Annotated in this window: 15 protein-coding genes; 5 read left to right on the forward strand and 10 right to left on the reverse strand. The window is 68.3% G+C overall.

The features are described from left to right. Positions 1 to 49: 49 nt before the first annotated feature. From AB4Y98_RS17735 to AB4Y98_RS17780, 10 genes are all read right to left on the reverse strand, one after another. Entirely contained in the window at positions 50 to 493 is a 444-nt protein-coding gene (locus tag AB4Y98_RS17735; RefSeq protein WP_312787382.1) for an REP-associated tyrosine transposase, read from the reverse strand. 200 nt (positions 494 to 693) lie between these two features. Then, complete coding sequence (locus AB4Y98_RS17740; RefSeq protein ID WP_442244810.1) at positions 694 to 1458, reverse strand: 2,3-dihydro-2,3-dihydroxybenzoate dehydrogenase; 765 nt, start codon at positions 1456 to 1458, stop codon at positions 694 to 696. Continuing rightward, the gene (locus AB4Y98_RS17745; RefSeq protein WP_442244811.1) at positions 1449 to 5327 is read right to left on the reverse strand and encodes an amino acid adenylation domain-containing protein; all 3879 of its coding nucleotides are present in this window, start codon (positions 5325 to 5327) and stop codon (positions 1449 to 1451) included. The genes AB4Y98_RS17740 and AB4Y98_RS17745 overlap by 10 nt, the downstream gene beginning before the upstream one ends. Continuing rightward, positions 5324 to 5581 carry a phosphopantetheine-binding protein gene (locus tag AB4Y98_RS17750; RefSeq protein WP_088100136.1) on the reverse strand — a complete coding sequence of 86 codons (258 nt, stop codon included), beginning with the start codon at positions 5579 to 5581 and terminating at the stop codon, positions 5324 to 5326. Before AB4Y98_RS17750 ends, AB4Y98_RS17745 begins: the two co-directional genes overlap by 4 nt. Then, entirely contained in the window at positions 5581 to 6213 is a 633-nt protein-coding gene (locus AB4Y98_RS17755; RefSeq protein WP_442244812.1) for an isochorismatase family protein, read from the reverse strand. The genes AB4Y98_RS17750 and AB4Y98_RS17755 overlap by 1 nt, the downstream gene beginning before the upstream one ends. Further along, complete coding sequence (locus AB4Y98_RS17760) at positions 6213 to 7865, reverse strand: (2,3-dihydroxybenzoyl)adenylate synthase (protein WP_442244813.1); 1653 nt, start codon at positions 7863 to 7865, stop codon at positions 6213 to 6215. Before AB4Y98_RS17760 ends, AB4Y98_RS17755 begins: the two co-directional genes overlap by 1 nt. Further along, the gene (locus AB4Y98_RS17765) at positions 7862 to 9055 is read right to left on the reverse strand and encodes an isochorismate synthase (RefSeq protein ID WP_442244814.1); all 1194 of its coding nucleotides are present in this window, start codon (positions 9053 to 9055) and stop codon (positions 7862 to 7864) included. Before AB4Y98_RS17765 ends, AB4Y98_RS17760 begins: the two co-directional genes overlap by 4 nt. After that, positions 9052 to 10248 (reverse strand): MFS transporter, encoded by a 1197-nt coding sequence (locus AB4Y98_RS17770; protein ID WP_442244815.1) that lies wholly within the window; start codon positions 10246 to 10248, stop codon positions 9052 to 9054. Before AB4Y98_RS17770 ends, AB4Y98_RS17765 begins: the two co-directional genes overlap by 4 nt. A 152-nt stretch (positions 10249 to 10400) precedes the next feature. Continuing rightward, the gene (locus AB4Y98_RS17775) at positions 10401 to 10730 is read right to left on the reverse strand and encodes a DUF3817 domain-containing protein (RefSeq protein ID WP_223495305.1); all 330 of its coding nucleotides are present in this window, start codon (positions 10728 to 10730) and stop codon (positions 10401 to 10403) included. Between the two features lie 88 nt (positions 10731 to 10818). Further along, positions 10819 to 11754, reverse strand: coding sequence for a TIGR03571 family LLM class oxidoreductase (locus tag AB4Y98_RS17780; protein WP_442244816.1), 936 nt, complete (start codon positions 11752 to 11754; stop codon positions 10819 to 10821). A 54-nt stretch (positions 11755 to 11808) separates the two neighbouring features. Here AB4Y98_RS17780 and AB4Y98_RS17785 point away from each other — a divergent pair, with 54 nt between their 5' ends. From AB4Y98_RS17785 to AB4Y98_RS17805, 5 genes are all read left to right on the forward strand, one after another. Next, on the forward strand, positions 11809 to 12288 hold the full coding sequence (locus AB4Y98_RS17785) for a GNAT family N-acetyltransferase (RefSeq protein WP_312787963.1): 480 nt from the start codon (positions 11809 to 11811) through the stop codon (positions 12286 to 12288). 100 nt (positions 12289 to 12388) lie between these two features. Continuing rightward, positions 12389 to 13912, forward strand: coding sequence for a thioredoxin family protein (locus tag AB4Y98_RS17790; protein ID WP_442244817.1), 1524 nt, complete (start codon positions 12389 to 12391; stop codon positions 13910 to 13912). Between the two features lie 222 nt (positions 13913 to 14134). Next, complete coding sequence (locus AB4Y98_RS17795) at positions 14135 to 14764, forward strand: superoxide dismutase (RefSeq protein WP_442244818.1); 630 nt, start codon at positions 14135 to 14137, stop codon at positions 14762 to 14764. Next, positions 14761 to 15336, forward strand: a complete 576-nt coding sequence (locus AB4Y98_RS17800; protein ID WP_032975319.1) for a flavin reductase family protein — start codon at positions 14761 to 14763, stop codon at positions 15334 to 15336. The genes AB4Y98_RS17795 and AB4Y98_RS17800 overlap by 4 nt, the downstream gene beginning before the upstream one ends. Next, a complete protein-coding gene (locus AB4Y98_RS17805; RefSeq protein ID WP_442244819.1) occupies positions 15336 to 15674 on the forward strand; it encodes a tetratricopeptide repeat protein in 339 nt (112 codons plus the stop codon). Before AB4Y98_RS17800 ends, AB4Y98_RS17805 begins: the two co-directional genes overlap by 1 nt. Positions 15675 to 15676 lie beyond the last annotated feature (2 nt).

Here is a 15676-nt window from a genome sequence, read left to right on the forward strand (position 1 = left end):
CTTCATGAACCTCCGGACGCACCGCCTGGTTGCCGGCCAGCGGCCGGCACTACCAGATCGACCACGCGTAGGGATACTCGCCAATCTCCCTGGCCAGGCCCGCCCGAATGGGATTGCCCAGGATATACAGAGCCTGGCGATGCAACGATTCCTCTGCCCTGACCGCATGATCGAAGTACCCGGGCTGCCAGACCACCCCACGATGACCGGTCAGCCGATTCAAGGCCAACGCGCTGGATGACTTGAACCGACGGGCGATGCCCGCCAGCTCCGACGCACGCAGTTGCAACATCCAATGCACATGATCCGGCATCACCACCCAGGCAAGCGACTGAACAAGGCCTCGTCGCTCGAGGTCCTGAAACTGGCTGGCTACACAGCCTGCGGTGGCATCACATTCAAAGCGTCGGCGGCGCTGGTACGTTGTTGTGGTCAGCACGTAGACCTGACCGATGATGGAACGCCGCCCATGGCGCAGGAGATCGCTGCTCATGGCCCATCGTGGATCAAGCGGCCATCATTGGCTGTCGGGGAACAGCGCGAGATTCCATGAGGATCCTCCTGCCGATTGGCTGAGGTTGCCGGCCAGCGGCCGGCACTACCCGACAGGAAAATCCCGCGCCGCTAACCCTTGGTAGTGCCGGCCGCTGGCCGGCAACTCATGAACCCCGCCCGGCGGTGTCCCAGACCCCGTCACCCGCGCAGCGTAGCGCCACCGTCCACGTACAGGTCACTCATCGCCACGTGCCCGGCCTGCTCGGACAGCAGGAACATCACCGCCTGCGCGATGTCCTCCGGCGTGGCCAGCTTGCGCAAGGGAATGCCCGCTTTGTAGGTCACGGGATTGCCAGCGATCACCCGTGCCGCGCCCTGCTCGTCTTCCCACATGCCGGTCTGCATCGGGGTCAGCGTGGAGCCCGGCGCAACGATATTGCAGCGGATGCCCAGCGGCGCCAGCTCCAGGCCCAGGCAGCGGGTGAACATCGTCGCCGCCGCCTTCGAGGCAGCATAGGCGGCCATGCCATGCCGTGGCACGCCCGCCGCGTTGGAACTGACGGTCACGATGGCACCTTGCCGTCGCGGCGACATCACCCGTGCCAGTGCGCGGCCGACATGGAACACACCATCGGCATTGACCGCGAACACCCTGCGCCAATCCGCGTCACGGGTGTCCACGACATCGCCGACATGCAGCACGCCCGCCACGCTGGCCGCCAACATGATCGGTCCCACCGTGGCTTCCACCTGGTTTACCAGGGCGTCCACGGCCGCACCGTCGGTGACGTCCAGTGCGAAAGCCCGCACGCGCCCATCGTCGGTCGCCAGCGCAGGTCGCTCGCGATCAGTTGCCACGACCCGGCACCCTGCGTCCAGCAGTTGCCCCACCAATGCCGCGCCGATACCGCCGGCTGCGCCGGTCACCAGCGCCACATTCCCTTCAAAACCCGTCAGCTGCATGTTGCGCTCTCCTGTTGCCTGTCCCACTGCTGCAGCCGCGCCGACAACCACGGTGCCAGCTGCGCCACCGCATCACGCCCGGTCAGTTCGGCGTGCAGGAACGGCAGCTCGATGGCATCCACCTGCAGCGCATGTGCCTTCCATAGCGCGGACTGCAACTGCGGCCGTGCCTGATGATCGCGTCCGGCCCGCACATGCGCCAGCGTTCCTACGAAAGGTCGGTGCTGGTGTTCGCGGATCAGTCGATTGGTTCCGGTCACCGCCCGTACCACGCCGTCGAGCACAACCTCGGGCAGGCTGCCCAGCGCGCTGCCGCCGCGCCGCAGGAAGGCGCGGATGCGCTCGCGATCGTCCAGTTCCGGATGCGCGTCCGGGTCATGCCCGGCGATGGCCAACAGCGCCCGCAGCGCCGCGATCGGGTCGGGCTCCGGTTCGGCACGCCAGCATTCGCTGGGATAGGCATCGAGCAGCACCAGTTCGCCGACCTCGCGACCGATGTCGTGCAGGCGCACGGCCATCGCCTGCGCGAGGATGCCCCCCACCGACCAGCCGAGCAGATGGATCGGCCCCTGTGGCTGCAGCGTGATCACCCGCTGCACATAGTCATTGGCCATGGCCTCGATGCTGCCTGGCAGCGGTTGCGTGGCATCGAGCGCGGGCGACTGAAGCCCGTACACCGCGCGCGTTGGCTGCAGCGCCCGGGCCAGTGCGCGATAGTTCCAGGCAATGCCGCCTGCCGGGTGCAGTACGAACAGGGGGGCTGCGGTTGCCTCGTCGGATGCAGACAGCGCAATCACCGGCCCCAGCGCGTGATCCGCGCGTGCGGGCGGCTCGGCAATGCGTGCCGCCAGCGCGGCTACGGTCGGCTGCGCGAACAGCGCGCCCAGCCCCAGCTCGCAACGCCAGCGCTGCTCGATGGACAGCAGCAGGTGCACGGCCGACAGGGAGTCGCCTCCGATGCTGAAGAAATCCACATCAACCGCCACCGGCAGTTCACGCCCCAGCGCCTGTGCGAACAGCCCGGCCAGTTCCTGCTCCAGCGGCGTACGCGGCGCCTGCCCAGCAACGTCCTGCTGCGGCGGTTTCGGCAGCGCAGACCGGTCCAGCTTGCCATTGGCGGTCACCGGCCACTGATCCACGCCCACGAACGCAGACGGCACCATGTAGTCCGGCACCCGCGCCAGCAGATGGCTGCGCAGCGCCGCTGCATCGAGCAGCGCCGTCGGCACATAGGCGACCAGCCGCGCCTCGCCGGGTAGATCATCGCGCAACAGTACTTCCACCCGGTCCATTCCAGGCAGCTCGCGCAATGCTGCTTCAATCTCGCCAAGTTCGATGCGCAGGCCGCGCAGCTTTACCTGATGGTCGCTGCGCCCCAGGTACTCGACAGCACCGTCGCCCCGCCAGCGTGCCACGTCGCCGGTGCGGTAGATGCGCTCACCCGGCAGGAACGGATCCGCCAGGAAGCGCTCGGCAGTCAGGTCGTCGCGGCCGAGATAGCCGCGCGCCAACTGCACACCGCCGAGGTACAGGTCACCGGCTACGCCCACCGGCACGGGCTGCAGCCGTGCGTCCAGCACATACAGGCGGGTGTTCCAGACCGGGAAACCGATCGGCACCGGGCGCGAGCGGTCATCGGCCGAGGCTGGCCACCAGCTCACATCCACTGCCGCTTCGGTCGGCCCATACAGATTGTGCAGTTCGGCATGTACCCGCGCGTGGAAGCGTTCGCGCAGTGCGGCATCCAGCGCCTCGCCACTGGTGAACACGCGCCGCAACAGCAGGTCCTGTGAGGCCGGTGCCGCCAGGAACGCATCCAGCATCGACGGTACGAAATGTGCGGTGGTGACGCCATGCACGCGGATCAACCGCGCCAGCTCGGTCGGATCGCGGTGTGCGTCCGGCCCCGCCAACACCAGCGTCGCGCCGCACAGCAGTGGCAGGAAGAATTCCCAGACCGATACGTCGAACGTTGCCGGGGTCTTCTGCAGAATCCGGTCGTCGGCACCCATGCCATAGTGCTCGCGCATCCACAGCAGGCGATTGACGATGGCGCGGTGTTCGATCACCACGCCCTTGGGCTCGCCGGTCGAACCGGAGGTATAGATCACATAGGCCGCATCGTCGCCCATCGGGCCCGGCCAGGGTGCGGCAAAGCTCACGTCGGTCCACTGCTCCGGCGGCAGCACCGGCACATCTGAAAGACGGGATTGCACGCGGGCCTCTGCCAATACGCAGACCGGCTGCGCCGACGCCAGAATCCGCGCCAGGCGCTCCGCGGGATGGGCAAGGTCCAGTGGCAGGTACGCGCCGCCTGCACGCAGCACCGCCAGCAACGCAATCACCAGTTCCAGCGAACGCGGCAGCGCTACGGCAACGACCGTGCCCGGGCCCACGCCCAGCGAGCGCAGCTGCGCGGCCAGGGCGAAGCTGCGCGCCTCCAGCGCAGCATGGTCCAGCGTCGTATCGCCGAACACCAGCGCCGCTGCCGACGGATCGCGGTCCATGCCCTGCTGCAGCAGTTCGACCAGGGTCGTGTCAGGCAGCGCATGCGTGGTGGCATTGAAACCATGCACGACCTGCTTCGATTCTTCCGGCGTGGCCAGCGGCACCGTCGCGATGTCTTCGGCCAGCAGCGCGGCCGACACGAAATGCAGCAGCCGCCGGGCATGCGCCTTCATGTCATCCAGCCCATAAAGGGCCGGGTTTGCTTCAACCTCCAGATCCAGCAGGGTCTGTCCATCGCCACGGAAGCCCAGTGTCAGGTCGTCAACCGGGCCGGTGCTCAGCACTTCCAGTGAGGCCTGCACACCCGGCAGCGCCAGCGGCTTGTAGAACGGCTGTACGTTGATCAACGGCCCATGCAGACGGTGCTGTGCACCGACCAGGCCGAGGTCACGACGCAGCTGTTCGCCACGGTAGCGCCCATGCTTGCGGCTCTGGCTGAGCTGGCGCCCGATGCGCCGGCAGAATTCCTCGACGCCGCCCTCGCCGCCCGCTACCCGCAGCGGCAGCACGTTCATCACCATCGCCGGCACCCGCGCCGCCGCATTGCCAAGCCGCGCCATGTACGGCACCCCGAGCACGACTTCCTCGGACGCGCTCATGCGACGCACATACTCGGCGGCCAACGCGGCAAGCACATCCGGCCACGGCTGCAGCCACGATGCCGAGACCTGCAGCAGGCGCTCGCGCAAGGCGGGGTCCACCGGCTGCACCCAGCGCAGTGCATCGTCACTGGCCGCGGCGGTGCCGGCCAGGCCGGTGGAGGCCGGGGCGCCCTGCAGCGCCTGCAACCACCACTGCCGGTCGACGTCGCGGCGCGCATCACTGCGGTAGCTGGCATCATCGGCCAGCACGCCCGCCAACCCTGGCAGCGCACTACCGGTGCGGCCCGCATACAGGGCGCAGACGCGGTCAGTGAACAGCGCCATGCCATAGCCATCGGTGGCCAGGTGATGCACGCGCAGGTACCAGGCCCAGCGCTGGCCACCCAGGTCGAACAGCACCTGCTGGCTCAGCCGGTCGCGGGTCGGGTCGACCGCGCTGCAGCGGTCAGCCAGCATCGCCGTACGCGCCGTCTGCTGCGGATCATCGGCCGCGGCGACATCGCGCAGCTGCAGCAATGGCACCCGCGCGGGCTCGTGCCACTGCACGGGCTGGCCGTCCTCGGCCTCGGCGAAACGCAACGCCAGCGCCTCGGCCTCGACGGCGGCCTGGTTGGCGGCAGCGGTGAACGCCGGCACATCCAGCGAACCCTCGATCCACACCGCGTGCGCGGTATTGAATGCAGGATTCTGCGGTGCCAGCCGCTGGGCAAACCACAGCCCTGCCTGCGCCTCGGTCAGCGGCAGCGGCGATCCGCTCATGCCGTCTGCGCGGCCTGCAGCTGCTGCACCACCGCCCACCACTGGCGCAGCGTGGTGTGCTCAGCCAGCTGCGCGAACTCCAGTGGCAGCCCGGTGTTGCCCCAGGCCAGCACCAGCCCCAGCATGCGCATCGAATCCAGATCCAGATCGATCAGGTTGTCATCATCGCCGATGTCCGCCGCGTGGCAGTCCAGCACGCGGGCGACGTCGGCGCGCATGCGCTCCAGGGTCAAGGTTTCGGTCGTCGCGTTCATCACATTGCCTCCAGCAGCTGGTCGGTGGTCATCGGTACGCCGCACGTGCGGGCGATCCAGTGCAGCGCCTGGTCATGGTCGGCACGCGAGAAATCGGCCACGGCATCGGCAGCGATGAACGTCTCGATGTCACGCTGGAACGCCTCCACCGCCGTCGCGGTGCATCCGATGTGCGCGTAGACGCCGGTGATCAGCAACTGGTCGCGGCCGCGCACGCGCATCAGCGTTTCCAGATTGCTGCGCTGGAACGCGCTGTAGCGGTGCTTGACCAGCACATGCTCGCCCGGCTGCGGCGCGAGTGCGTCGATGATCGGCTCGTGGTCGGCACGCCGGCCCATGCCCGGGCCCCACAGGTCTGCCTGCAGGCCGCGGTCGCGGCGGTCCTGGTCGCCGTGCTGGGCGGTGTAGAACACCGGAATGCCGTGCGTACGGCAATGTCCCAGCAGGCGCGCGATGTTGTCCACCGCCGGCTRCAGCGGCGCGTTGCCGGCGTCGAATGCGGCGAGGAAATAGCGCTGCATGTCGTGTACCAGCAAGGCAACACGATCACGCTGGGGGCGCCAGGCGCCTCGCGCCTGCGGCAGTTCCGCAGCGGTCGGCAGGGAATACGGGGTAATGCGGGGCAGCGCCATCAGCGCGTTCCTCCTGTCTGTTGCAGATGACGCGCGCGCAGCTGCGCGCGCAGTTCGCGGCGACTGATCTTGCCAACCGCCGTGGTGTCGAAACTGTCCACGAAAACAATCTGATCGGGCACCTTGAACGCGGCCAGGCCACGCCCGCGCATCCACGCCTTCAGCGCCGGCGCCTTGATCGCCTCGCCCTGCTGGATCACGAAGGCACAGCTGCGCTCGCCCAGGTAGTCGTCAGGAATGGAGACCACGGCGGCGTCGAATACGCCGGGATGGGCCAGCAGATGGTCTTCGATCTCCTCGGCGGAGATCTTCTCGCCCGCCCGGTTGATGTGGTCGCCGGCACGGCCCTGCACCACCAGATAGCCGCCGGGCAGCTGCTGCACGCGGTCGCCGGTGCGGTAGAAGCCGTCGTCGGTGAACGAGCGCGCGTTGGCCGCCGCGTCATTGTGGTAACTGCGGATAGTGTACGGACCGCGCGTGAGCAGATGCCCGACCTCGCCTTCGGCAACGGGCTGGTCGTGGTCGTCGACCACGCGCACTTCATCGTCCTCGCTGATCGGCCTGCCCTGGCAAGCGACAATCAGCTCCTGCGGGTCATCCAGCCGGGTGTAGTTGACCAGGCCTTCGGCCATGCCGAACACCTGCTGCAACGTGCAACCGAGGCCATCGATGACCCGCCGCGCGGCTTCCGGCACCAGCTTCGCTCCCCCGACCTGCAGCACCCGCAGGCTGGACAGATCGTGCCTGCTGGTCGCCGCCGCCTGCGCCCACAGCAGCGCCAGGGGCGGCACCAGACCACAGCAGGTCACCTTCTCGCGTGCGATCAACGGAAATGCCGCATCCGGGCCGGGGCCTGGGCTGAGCACCACGCGGGCGCCGGCGTACAGCGCACCGAAGAAACCCGGCGAGCTCATCGGGAAGTTGTGTGCTGCCGGCAGCGCAACCAGGTACACGCTGTCGCGGTCGATGCCACAGATTTCGTTGCTGGCGCGGAACGAGTAGATGTAATCGTCGTGCGTGCGCGGAATGAGCTTTGACAGCCCGGTGCTGCCGCCGGAGATCTGCAGGAACGCCACCGACTGCGGATCAGGATCGGCCGGCAGCTGGCTGCGATCGCCCTGCAGCGATTCCAGCGCGACGAACTCGGCCGCATCGCCGTCGATCAGTACGTGGCGTACCGCCGGCACTTCCGCCTGCAGCGCGCGCGCCAGGCCACGATGATCGAAGCCTTCATGGACATCGGTACTGATGTAGGCACTGGCCTCGGCCTCGCGCGCAAAGTGGGCCAGCTCGGTGATGCGATGTGCCGGCAGCGCGTACACAGGCACCAGCCCGGCGCGGAACAGGCCACAGACCGTCGCGATGAAACCGGCCGTATTGCCCAGCTGCACCAGCACGCGCTCGCCGGGCTGCAGGCCCAGCGCCAGCAGCCCGGCGCCGATGCGCCCGGCCTCATGCCAGAGCTGCGCATAGCTCAGGCGCACATCGCCAGCCACCACCGCGATGTCATCGGCATGGCGCTCGGCGCGTTCGCGCAGGAAACCCGGGAAGGTTTCGCCACGCCAATGACCTGCGGCCCGATAGCGCGCGACCAGCGCTTCAGGCCATTGCTGTTGCAGCGGCAGGCGCGAATCAACGGTGGACGGCGTCATGCGGATACCTCGATCAGGGACAGCGGGTCCTGCACGCCCAATGCGTTCAGCAGGGCAGCAAACTTGGCGGCGGTTTCGGCCACTTCGGCCTCGGGTTGCGAGTCGGCGACGATGCCGGCGCCGGCATACAGGCGCAGCTGGGTGCCCTGCAGGCGCGCGCAGCGGATCGCCACATACCAGTCGCCGTCCCCCTGTGCATCGAGCCAGCCCACCGCACCTGCATAGAAGCCGCGCGGCACCGGTTCCAGCGCACGGATGCGCTGCAGTGCCTGCAGCCGCGGGGTACCGCAGACGGCCGGGGTGGGATGCAGCTCGGCCAGCAGGGTCGCCGCCGACGTAGCAGCGTCCTTCAGCGTGGCGTGGATGCGCGTACCCAGATGCCACATGCTGGCGGTGGCGTGCAGCACCGGGCGTGGCTGCGCTTCGATGTGACTGCACCAGGGCGAGAGGCCATCGACAATGGCGTCGACCACATGCCGGTGTTCGTCATGATCCTTCGCCGATGCCAGCAACGCCTGCGCGGCGCGCTCGTCCGCAACCGGATCGGCACTGCGCCTGGCCGAACCGGCCAGCGGATGCGACAGCACCTGCGCACCGCGTTTGCGCAGCAGCAGCTCCGGTGTCGCCCCCACCAGCCATGCCGGCGCCTGGCCAACGTCCACCGGCAGCGGCACGGCGTAGGTCGCCACCGAAGGATCGGTGCCGAGGCGGGCCAGCAGCATTTCCGGTGACAGCGCCTGCTGCGTGTGCGCCAACAGGCTGCGCGCCAGTACCACCTTGTGCAGCTCCGGGTCCGGCGCGCGCATCGCGCTGACCGCGTCGGCCACGGCCGCTGCATACGCCTGCGCCGAGGGCTCGGCAGTCAGCGCTCCGGACAGCGCCGGCGCCGCCTGCGACTGTACGGGCAATGCCGGCAGCAGGCGCTCGGGCTGGTACAACGCATCATCGGCGCGCGGCTCGAACGGCACCGCGCCGACCAGCAGACCCGGCCCACCGCGCTGCTGCGCGAAGAACGTCGCCACGCGCTCGGCCAGCGTGGCCAGCGCACCGGTCGGCAAGGGTGCGCGGCAGCCGCGCGCGTGCATCTGCTGATCGGCCTGCCGCAGCAGGAACAGCGACGCTTCGGCGGTGGGCTCGGACAGCATCGACGCAGCCTCCGGCCACGCGTCCTGAATCAGGGAATCGTTCATGGGGTCTCCTTCATCCGATACGCTGCGGCCAGCACGCACAGCACCAGCAGCAGCACGCCGACCAGCAGGTAAGGCAGGCTGGCACCGCCGCGATACAACAGGGTGCCGAGCATCGGCCCGGCCACCATGCCCAACCCCTGTGCCGCCGCGACGGTGCCGGCCGCCGCACCCTGTTCGTGCGCCTGCACCGCATCGGCGGCCAACGCCTGGAACGAGGGGAACACGAAGCCCATGCCGAACGCTGCAAGCGCGTAGGCTGCCGGCAACTGCCAGGTCTGCTGCACCGCCGCCACCGACGCAAAGCCGATGCCTGCGATCAGTGCGCCGAGGATGATCCAGCGCCGGGGATGCACGTCCAGTTTCATCACCAGCCCCTGCGCGAGGATCAGGCCCACGCCGACTGCAGTCAGTGCGATGCCGGCCATGCGCGCACCTTCGGCTGCATCCAGGCCGAAACGATCAATGGCGAAGAAGCCGACCGTGACCTGGGCGATGGTCACCGACACCATCGCCACGAACGCGGCCATCTGAGGCAGGCGCAGCCGCCGGTCGAGGCGCGACAGCGGTACGCGGTTGCGGCTGTGTGCGGCTGCCACCGGCGGCGTGGCCGGCAGGCGCCAGACCAGCAGGCCCAGCGCGAGCAGCGGCAACAGCGCAGCCACGTACAGCGCCAGCGGCAGGTTCTTGTAGGCAAGCCATCCGGCAGCAGCCGGACCCAGCACCATCCCCAGCGCGTTGGCGCTGCCAAGGCGGGCGAGGAATTTCGTACGTTGGCCGGTGGGTGCCTTGTCGGCGATCAGCGCGGCAGCGGTCGGCGGCACAGCCGCGTAGAACAGGCCGATCAGGCCACGCGCACCGACCAGCACCAGCACCGAGACCAGCACCGGCGGTATCGTCTGCAGCGCGACATCAATGAACACCGCCAGCGCGAGGTAGACCACGGTGTAGGCACTCATCGCCAGCATCAACACGCGCTTGCGGCCGATGCGGTCGCTGAGCTGGCCCCACGGGCGAGCGGCCAGCATCCACAACACGCCTGCAGCAGTCACCGATAGACCGGCATGCCATTCGGACAGGCCCAGCAGGCGGACCACCGGGCCGATGACGGCGACGAAGGACATCATCGCCATGGTGCCGATCAGGGCAGCCAACACCAGCGCCGGCAAGCCGGGAACCACGGGACGTGAATGCATGGAACACCAACCGTAACCAGGGAGGGAACGCCGGGCGCATCCGCACCCCGCGCGACGTCGCCCTGTCAGGCGGCGACGCCATCCTTAAATGATAACGGCTCGCATTTGCATTTGATACCCATTCGCTTAACGGTGGCGCACCTGCGGGTGCATCACCGCCCTGCGCGTACTGACAGCAGGCCGCGACGCTTGAACCACCACTCCAGCGGCAGTGTCACCAGCGGCGGAATCGCAGCCAGCAAGGCCAACCCCGTTGCCCACCATGGCCAGCGCAGGCGCAGCGCCGCAAACAGAGTCACCGCCACGTAGACCAGGAACGCCACGCCATGCAGCGGCCCGAACAGCTTCACCAGCGCGACGTTGGCCTGCGGGCCGTACTTGAGCCACATGCCGGCCAGCAGACCGGCCCAGGTGATGGCCTCGATGAAGGCGACGACGGCGAAAAGGCGCCCGGTTGGGTGCAGCGGGTTACGGTGGGTCACGCAGGGCTCCAGCGCTGGATATCAAATGCGAATGATACGCAGATGCGAACATGCCGGATACCTGCCGTGCGTCCACCAAGGTGGACACCTACCGATGCGTATCGGGCAGGACGTGCTCGCCTATCTCGCCCAGTACGTCATCCACCGGCCGGCCGTTGTCCACCAGGTTGAACATCACATGCGCCACGCCCTGCGCGTGTACGCGTTGCAGGTACCCCCGCAGGCCATCGCGGCCCACCTTAAGGCCCAGCGGCAGCGGCTCCGCCGGCGCAGTTGGATCGGCCTGCAGGTCCAGCAGCATCGACTGCACGAATGGCTTGGGCGCGCCGCCGCTCTGGGCCAGCGCCTGCTGCCACAGACCGATGCGCCCTTCCTGCGCGGTCTCTTCGCGATGATAGGTCGCCCAGCCTTCGGCCTCGCGTGCGATCCACTGCAGGCTCTGCCGCGCAGTACCGACCACCAGCATCGGAATGCGCCTTGCCGGCGCGGGAAGTACGTCGTATCCACCGGTTGCCTGCAACACCGGCGCACGCTCGGACGGTTCTGGCGACAGCGCCGCACGCAGCAGCGACCAGCGTTCGCGGAAGGTACCTGCCCTGCCCTGCAGATCCTCGCCGAATGCTGCGAATTCCTCAGGTCGATCGCCCGACCCAAGGCCCAGCACGAAGCGCCCACCGCTGATCCGGTCCAGGCTCAACGCCGACTTCGCCACCTGCAGCGGTTGCCGCAATGGCAGCACGATGGCCGCAGTGCCGATCACGATGCGTTCGGTCGCCGCGGCCAGCATGCCCAACCACAGGAACGGATCATCCAGCGCACTGGCAGTCGCATCCGGCCCCTGCGGCACCATCAACGGCACATCGCGGGTCCACAGCGCGGCGAAACCGAGATCATCGGCCAGCCGCGCAATGCGTCGCGCCTCATGTGGAGCGGCCAGGCCGTGTGCGGCCACCGGCGTCATCAGGCCAAGGCTGAGGCCCTGCGTTGGAAACAGACGTGCATGGGCGGGATTGAAATCAGTCATGCCGCCAGCTTAGCGTGGGGCATTGATGTCGTCCCGCCACAGGAAGTACAGCGCATGACCAGGATCCGCCCCGCCCACCTCGATGACCTGCCCGCGATCAGCGCGGTGTGCATGACGGCGTTCACTGCAGCCGTTGCGCCCATGCTCACCGCCGAGGGCATCGCCACGTTCGGCACGGTGGCCGCAGCGTCTGCGTTCGCCGAACGCCTGCAGGGCGACAACGACATCCTCGTGGCTGAACAGGAAGGCCGGGTGGTCGGCGTGGTGGAACTGAAGGCCGGCCAGCATCTGGCAATGCTGTTCGTCGCGCCGGAACTGCAGGGGCAAGGCATTGGTCGTGCCCTGCTGCAGGCGGTCCTGCCGCAGGTGCGTGGTCCGCAGATGACCGTGCGCGCCTCGCTCAACGCCGTGCCCGCCTACGAACACTATGGATTCGTGCTGGATGGTGACGTCGGCCAGTTCAACGGCCTGATCTACCAGCCGCTGGTGCTGACCGTGCCCGCTCCGGTGGGTGCGGACCCTGGTCCGCACTGATGCCCAGCCCACATGCCGTGCTGCGCGGGCGACATAAGCAAACTGCATCAGCCAGCACCCTGACCGTTCCTACAATGGCCCCATCACCCTGTCCTTCGAGATGCTGCCGATGCGCGTCGCGCTTTCCATGTTGCTGCTGGCCTCGGCCCTGAGCGCCTGCTCCCCCGCTTCCGCTCCGGTGCCGACGGCGCAGGCGGCAGCCACCGCGCCGGCCTCCGCCATCGCCTGGCGCCAGGGCGACGTGGATGATGCCTTCAACGAAGCCGCCGAGAGTGGCAAGCCGGTGCTGCTGTACTGGGGCGCGGTGTGGTGCCCGCCGTGCAATCAGCTCAAGGCGGGGCTGTTCAAGGATCCGGCCTTCATCGCACTGACCGGCAAATTCGTGCCGGTCTACCTGGACGGCGACGAAGAAGGCGCGCAGGCATGGGGCGAACGCTTCGGCGTGCGCGGCTATCCGACCCTGATCGTGCTCGACCCGCAGCGCAACGAAATCACCCGCGTGGCCGGCGGCAACGACGCGGCCGAACTGACCCGGGCCCTGACCGTCGCCGCCAGCCGCCGCAGCGCTGTCGCCGAAACACTTGCGACCGCGCTGGCGACGCCGGCCACGCTTGGCGCCGAAGACTGGCAGGTGCTGGGCGATTACGGCTGGGAGGTGGATGCCAACCGCCTGGCTGGCAAGCGCAGCGCCCAGGACGTGCTGCAGCAGCTGGCCAAGGCCGCACCGGAGCCTGCGCTGCAGCGTCGCTTCGCGCTGCTCGCGTTGGCTACCGCCGAGAAACCGACGGCAGCGCCCACCCAGGTACGCGAACTGTTGCAGGCGGTGCTGGCACAACCGGCGGAGGTACGTCGCAACCGCGAGCTGCTGGGGTATGCCGGCGCCGGGCTGGTCAAGCAGGCCAGCGCCGGTCCGGCCAGCAGCAATGCCCTCGGCCAGCAGTTGCTGGTCGCGCTGGAACGTGCCGATGCCGCGCGTGGTGATCGCGCAGACGATGCCTTGTCACGTGCGTTGACCGAGTTGGCGCTGGCGCGCCAGCAGCAGCCTGAAGGCGCGCTGCCGGCAGCACTGGTGCAGCGGGTAAAGCAGCGCGTGGCCGCCGCCGATGCCGCCGCCACCGACGCACACGCGCGCCAGGCCACCATCAGCAGCGCCGTCTACGCGCTGCGTCAGGTCGATGACGATGCGGGCGCCGAGGCCTTGCTGCTGGCAGAGCTGAAGCGCAGCGAGCAGCCTTACTACTACATGCCGGAGCTGGCCGAACTGGCCGAGCAGCGTGGTGATACCGCCGGCGCCCTGGAATGGCTGAAGCGTGCCTATGAAGGCGCGCAGGGGCCTGCCACGCGCGTGCAGTGGGGCGTGCTGTACGTGGAAGGCCTGCTGCGGCTGGCGCCGGATGATGCACCGCGTATCGAGCAGGCCACCGAGGCGTTGATCGCCGAGCTGGACAAGCAGCCATCCGGCTACCACCAGCGCACGCGTCAGCGCTTCGAGCGGTTGGCGGGGCAGCTGCATGCGTGGAGCGCGAAGCACAAGGGTGCGGACACGCTGGCACGGTTGCAGCAGCGGATGCAGGCGGCCTGTGGTGATCAGGTTGATAGCGGCTGCAAGGAATGGTTGAGCTGACGCCAGACGCAGGATTCGACGGATACAGGTAGTGCCGGCGAGGGTTCTAAAAGCGGGTTCAGTAGTGSCAGCCCATGGCTGGCAGCTCGAAGTACATGAAGCTGCCAGCCATGGGCTGGCACTACTGAAGCTGCGTTGCCCGCTTGACCTCAACCAATGTTGAGGTGCGATAACAGTCTCCCCACGGCCATACCCCTGGCCTTCCCCACGGAGACTGTCTCGATGCCGTACTTGCTTCCCGCCCTCCCCTATGCCTACGACGCCCTCGAGCCGCACTTCGATGCGCGCACGATGGAAATCCATCACAGCAAGCATCACCAGGCCTACGTCAACAACCTCAATGCCGCGCTGGAACAGGCGAGCCTGCCGGCACAACCGGTAGAAACCCTGATCGCCGACCTCGACGCCCTGCCCGAATCGATCCGCGGTGCAGTGCGCAACAACGGCGGCGGCCACGCCAACCACAGCCTGTTCTGGACCGTGCTCAGCGCCAATGGCGGCACCGCCGATGACGAGCTTGCCGCGGCCATCGATCGCGACCTCGGTGGCTACGACGCCTTCAAGGAGGCGTTCAGCAAAGCGGCGCAGACCCGTTTCGGCAGTGGCTGGGCGTGGCTCACCGTCGATCACCAAGGCCGCCTGCAGGTCGAGAGCACCGCCAACCAGGACAGCCCGCTGATGGGCGCATCGGCTGGCGCCTCCGGCAATACCCCGATCCTTGCCCTGGATGTCTGGGAGCACGCGTACTACCTGCATTACCAGAACCGTCGCCCGGACTACATCGGCGCGTTCTTCAACCTCATCAACTGGGCCGAGGTCGGCCGGCGCTACCGCCAGGCCAGGGCCGCATGAACGCGGACTCCGGTGCATACGCCGGGCCGTGGGCGGGGGTGTTCCCCGCTCCGGCACCGGTGCCATCGGTCAGCCTGCCGCCGCGTGCGCTGCGGCGGTTGCTCGGCCATTTCCCTACCGGCGTGGCGATCGTCTGCGCCCGCGACGCACAGGGAAAACCGCAGGGACTGACCATCAACTCGTTCGTGCCGATTTCGCTGCAGCCGCCACTGGTGCTATGGAACCTCGCCCTGCATGCGCAGAGCCTGTCCACGTTCCAGCGCGCCACCCGGTTCGCGATCAGCGTGCTCGGCGCCGGCCAGGAAGCCCTGGCGCGCCGATTCGCTGATCCGCAGGTGCGCCATCGATTCACCGATGTGCCCTTGCTGGACGACGGCGAAGACGCGCCACCGCGTATCGCCGGCGCCGTGGTCCACCTCACCTGCACCCGCCACGCGCAGTGGCCGGTCGGCGATCACCTGTTGCTGGCCGGGCGCATTGTCGATGTGCAGGAAGCAGGCGGCGCACCGCTGCTGTTCCATCGCGGCCGCTTCCAGGCGGGACCGGTGGAAACCCTGCTGGAGGTGCGCTGATGGACATCGAAACGCTGGAGAGGATGCTTGCCGCCGGCAAGGACAGCGCACTGCTGCGCTTCGGCCTGGGCAAGAGCTGGCTGGATGCCGGCGACTCGGTACGCGCAGCCACCCATCTGGGCCGCTGCGTGGTGCTGGACCCGGACTACTCGGCGGCGTGGAAGCTGCTGGGCAAGGCCTGGCTGGCTGGTGGCCAGCCGCAGGCGGCGCGCGAAGCGTGGCAGCGCGGGCTCAGCGTGGCCGGCAGCAAGGGCGACCAGCAGGCCCGCAAGGAAATGCAGGTGTTCCTGCGCAGGCTGGATCGCGATTCGCCTGCGCTGTTGGCGAAGGCCGGCTGAAG

This window comes from Stenotrophomonas sp. 2YAF26 (assembly GCF_052114625.1).
Classification (GTDB): domain Bacteria; phylum Pseudomonadota; class Gammaproteobacteria; order Xanthomonadales; family Xanthomonadaceae; genus Stenotrophomonas; species Stenotrophomonas indicatrix.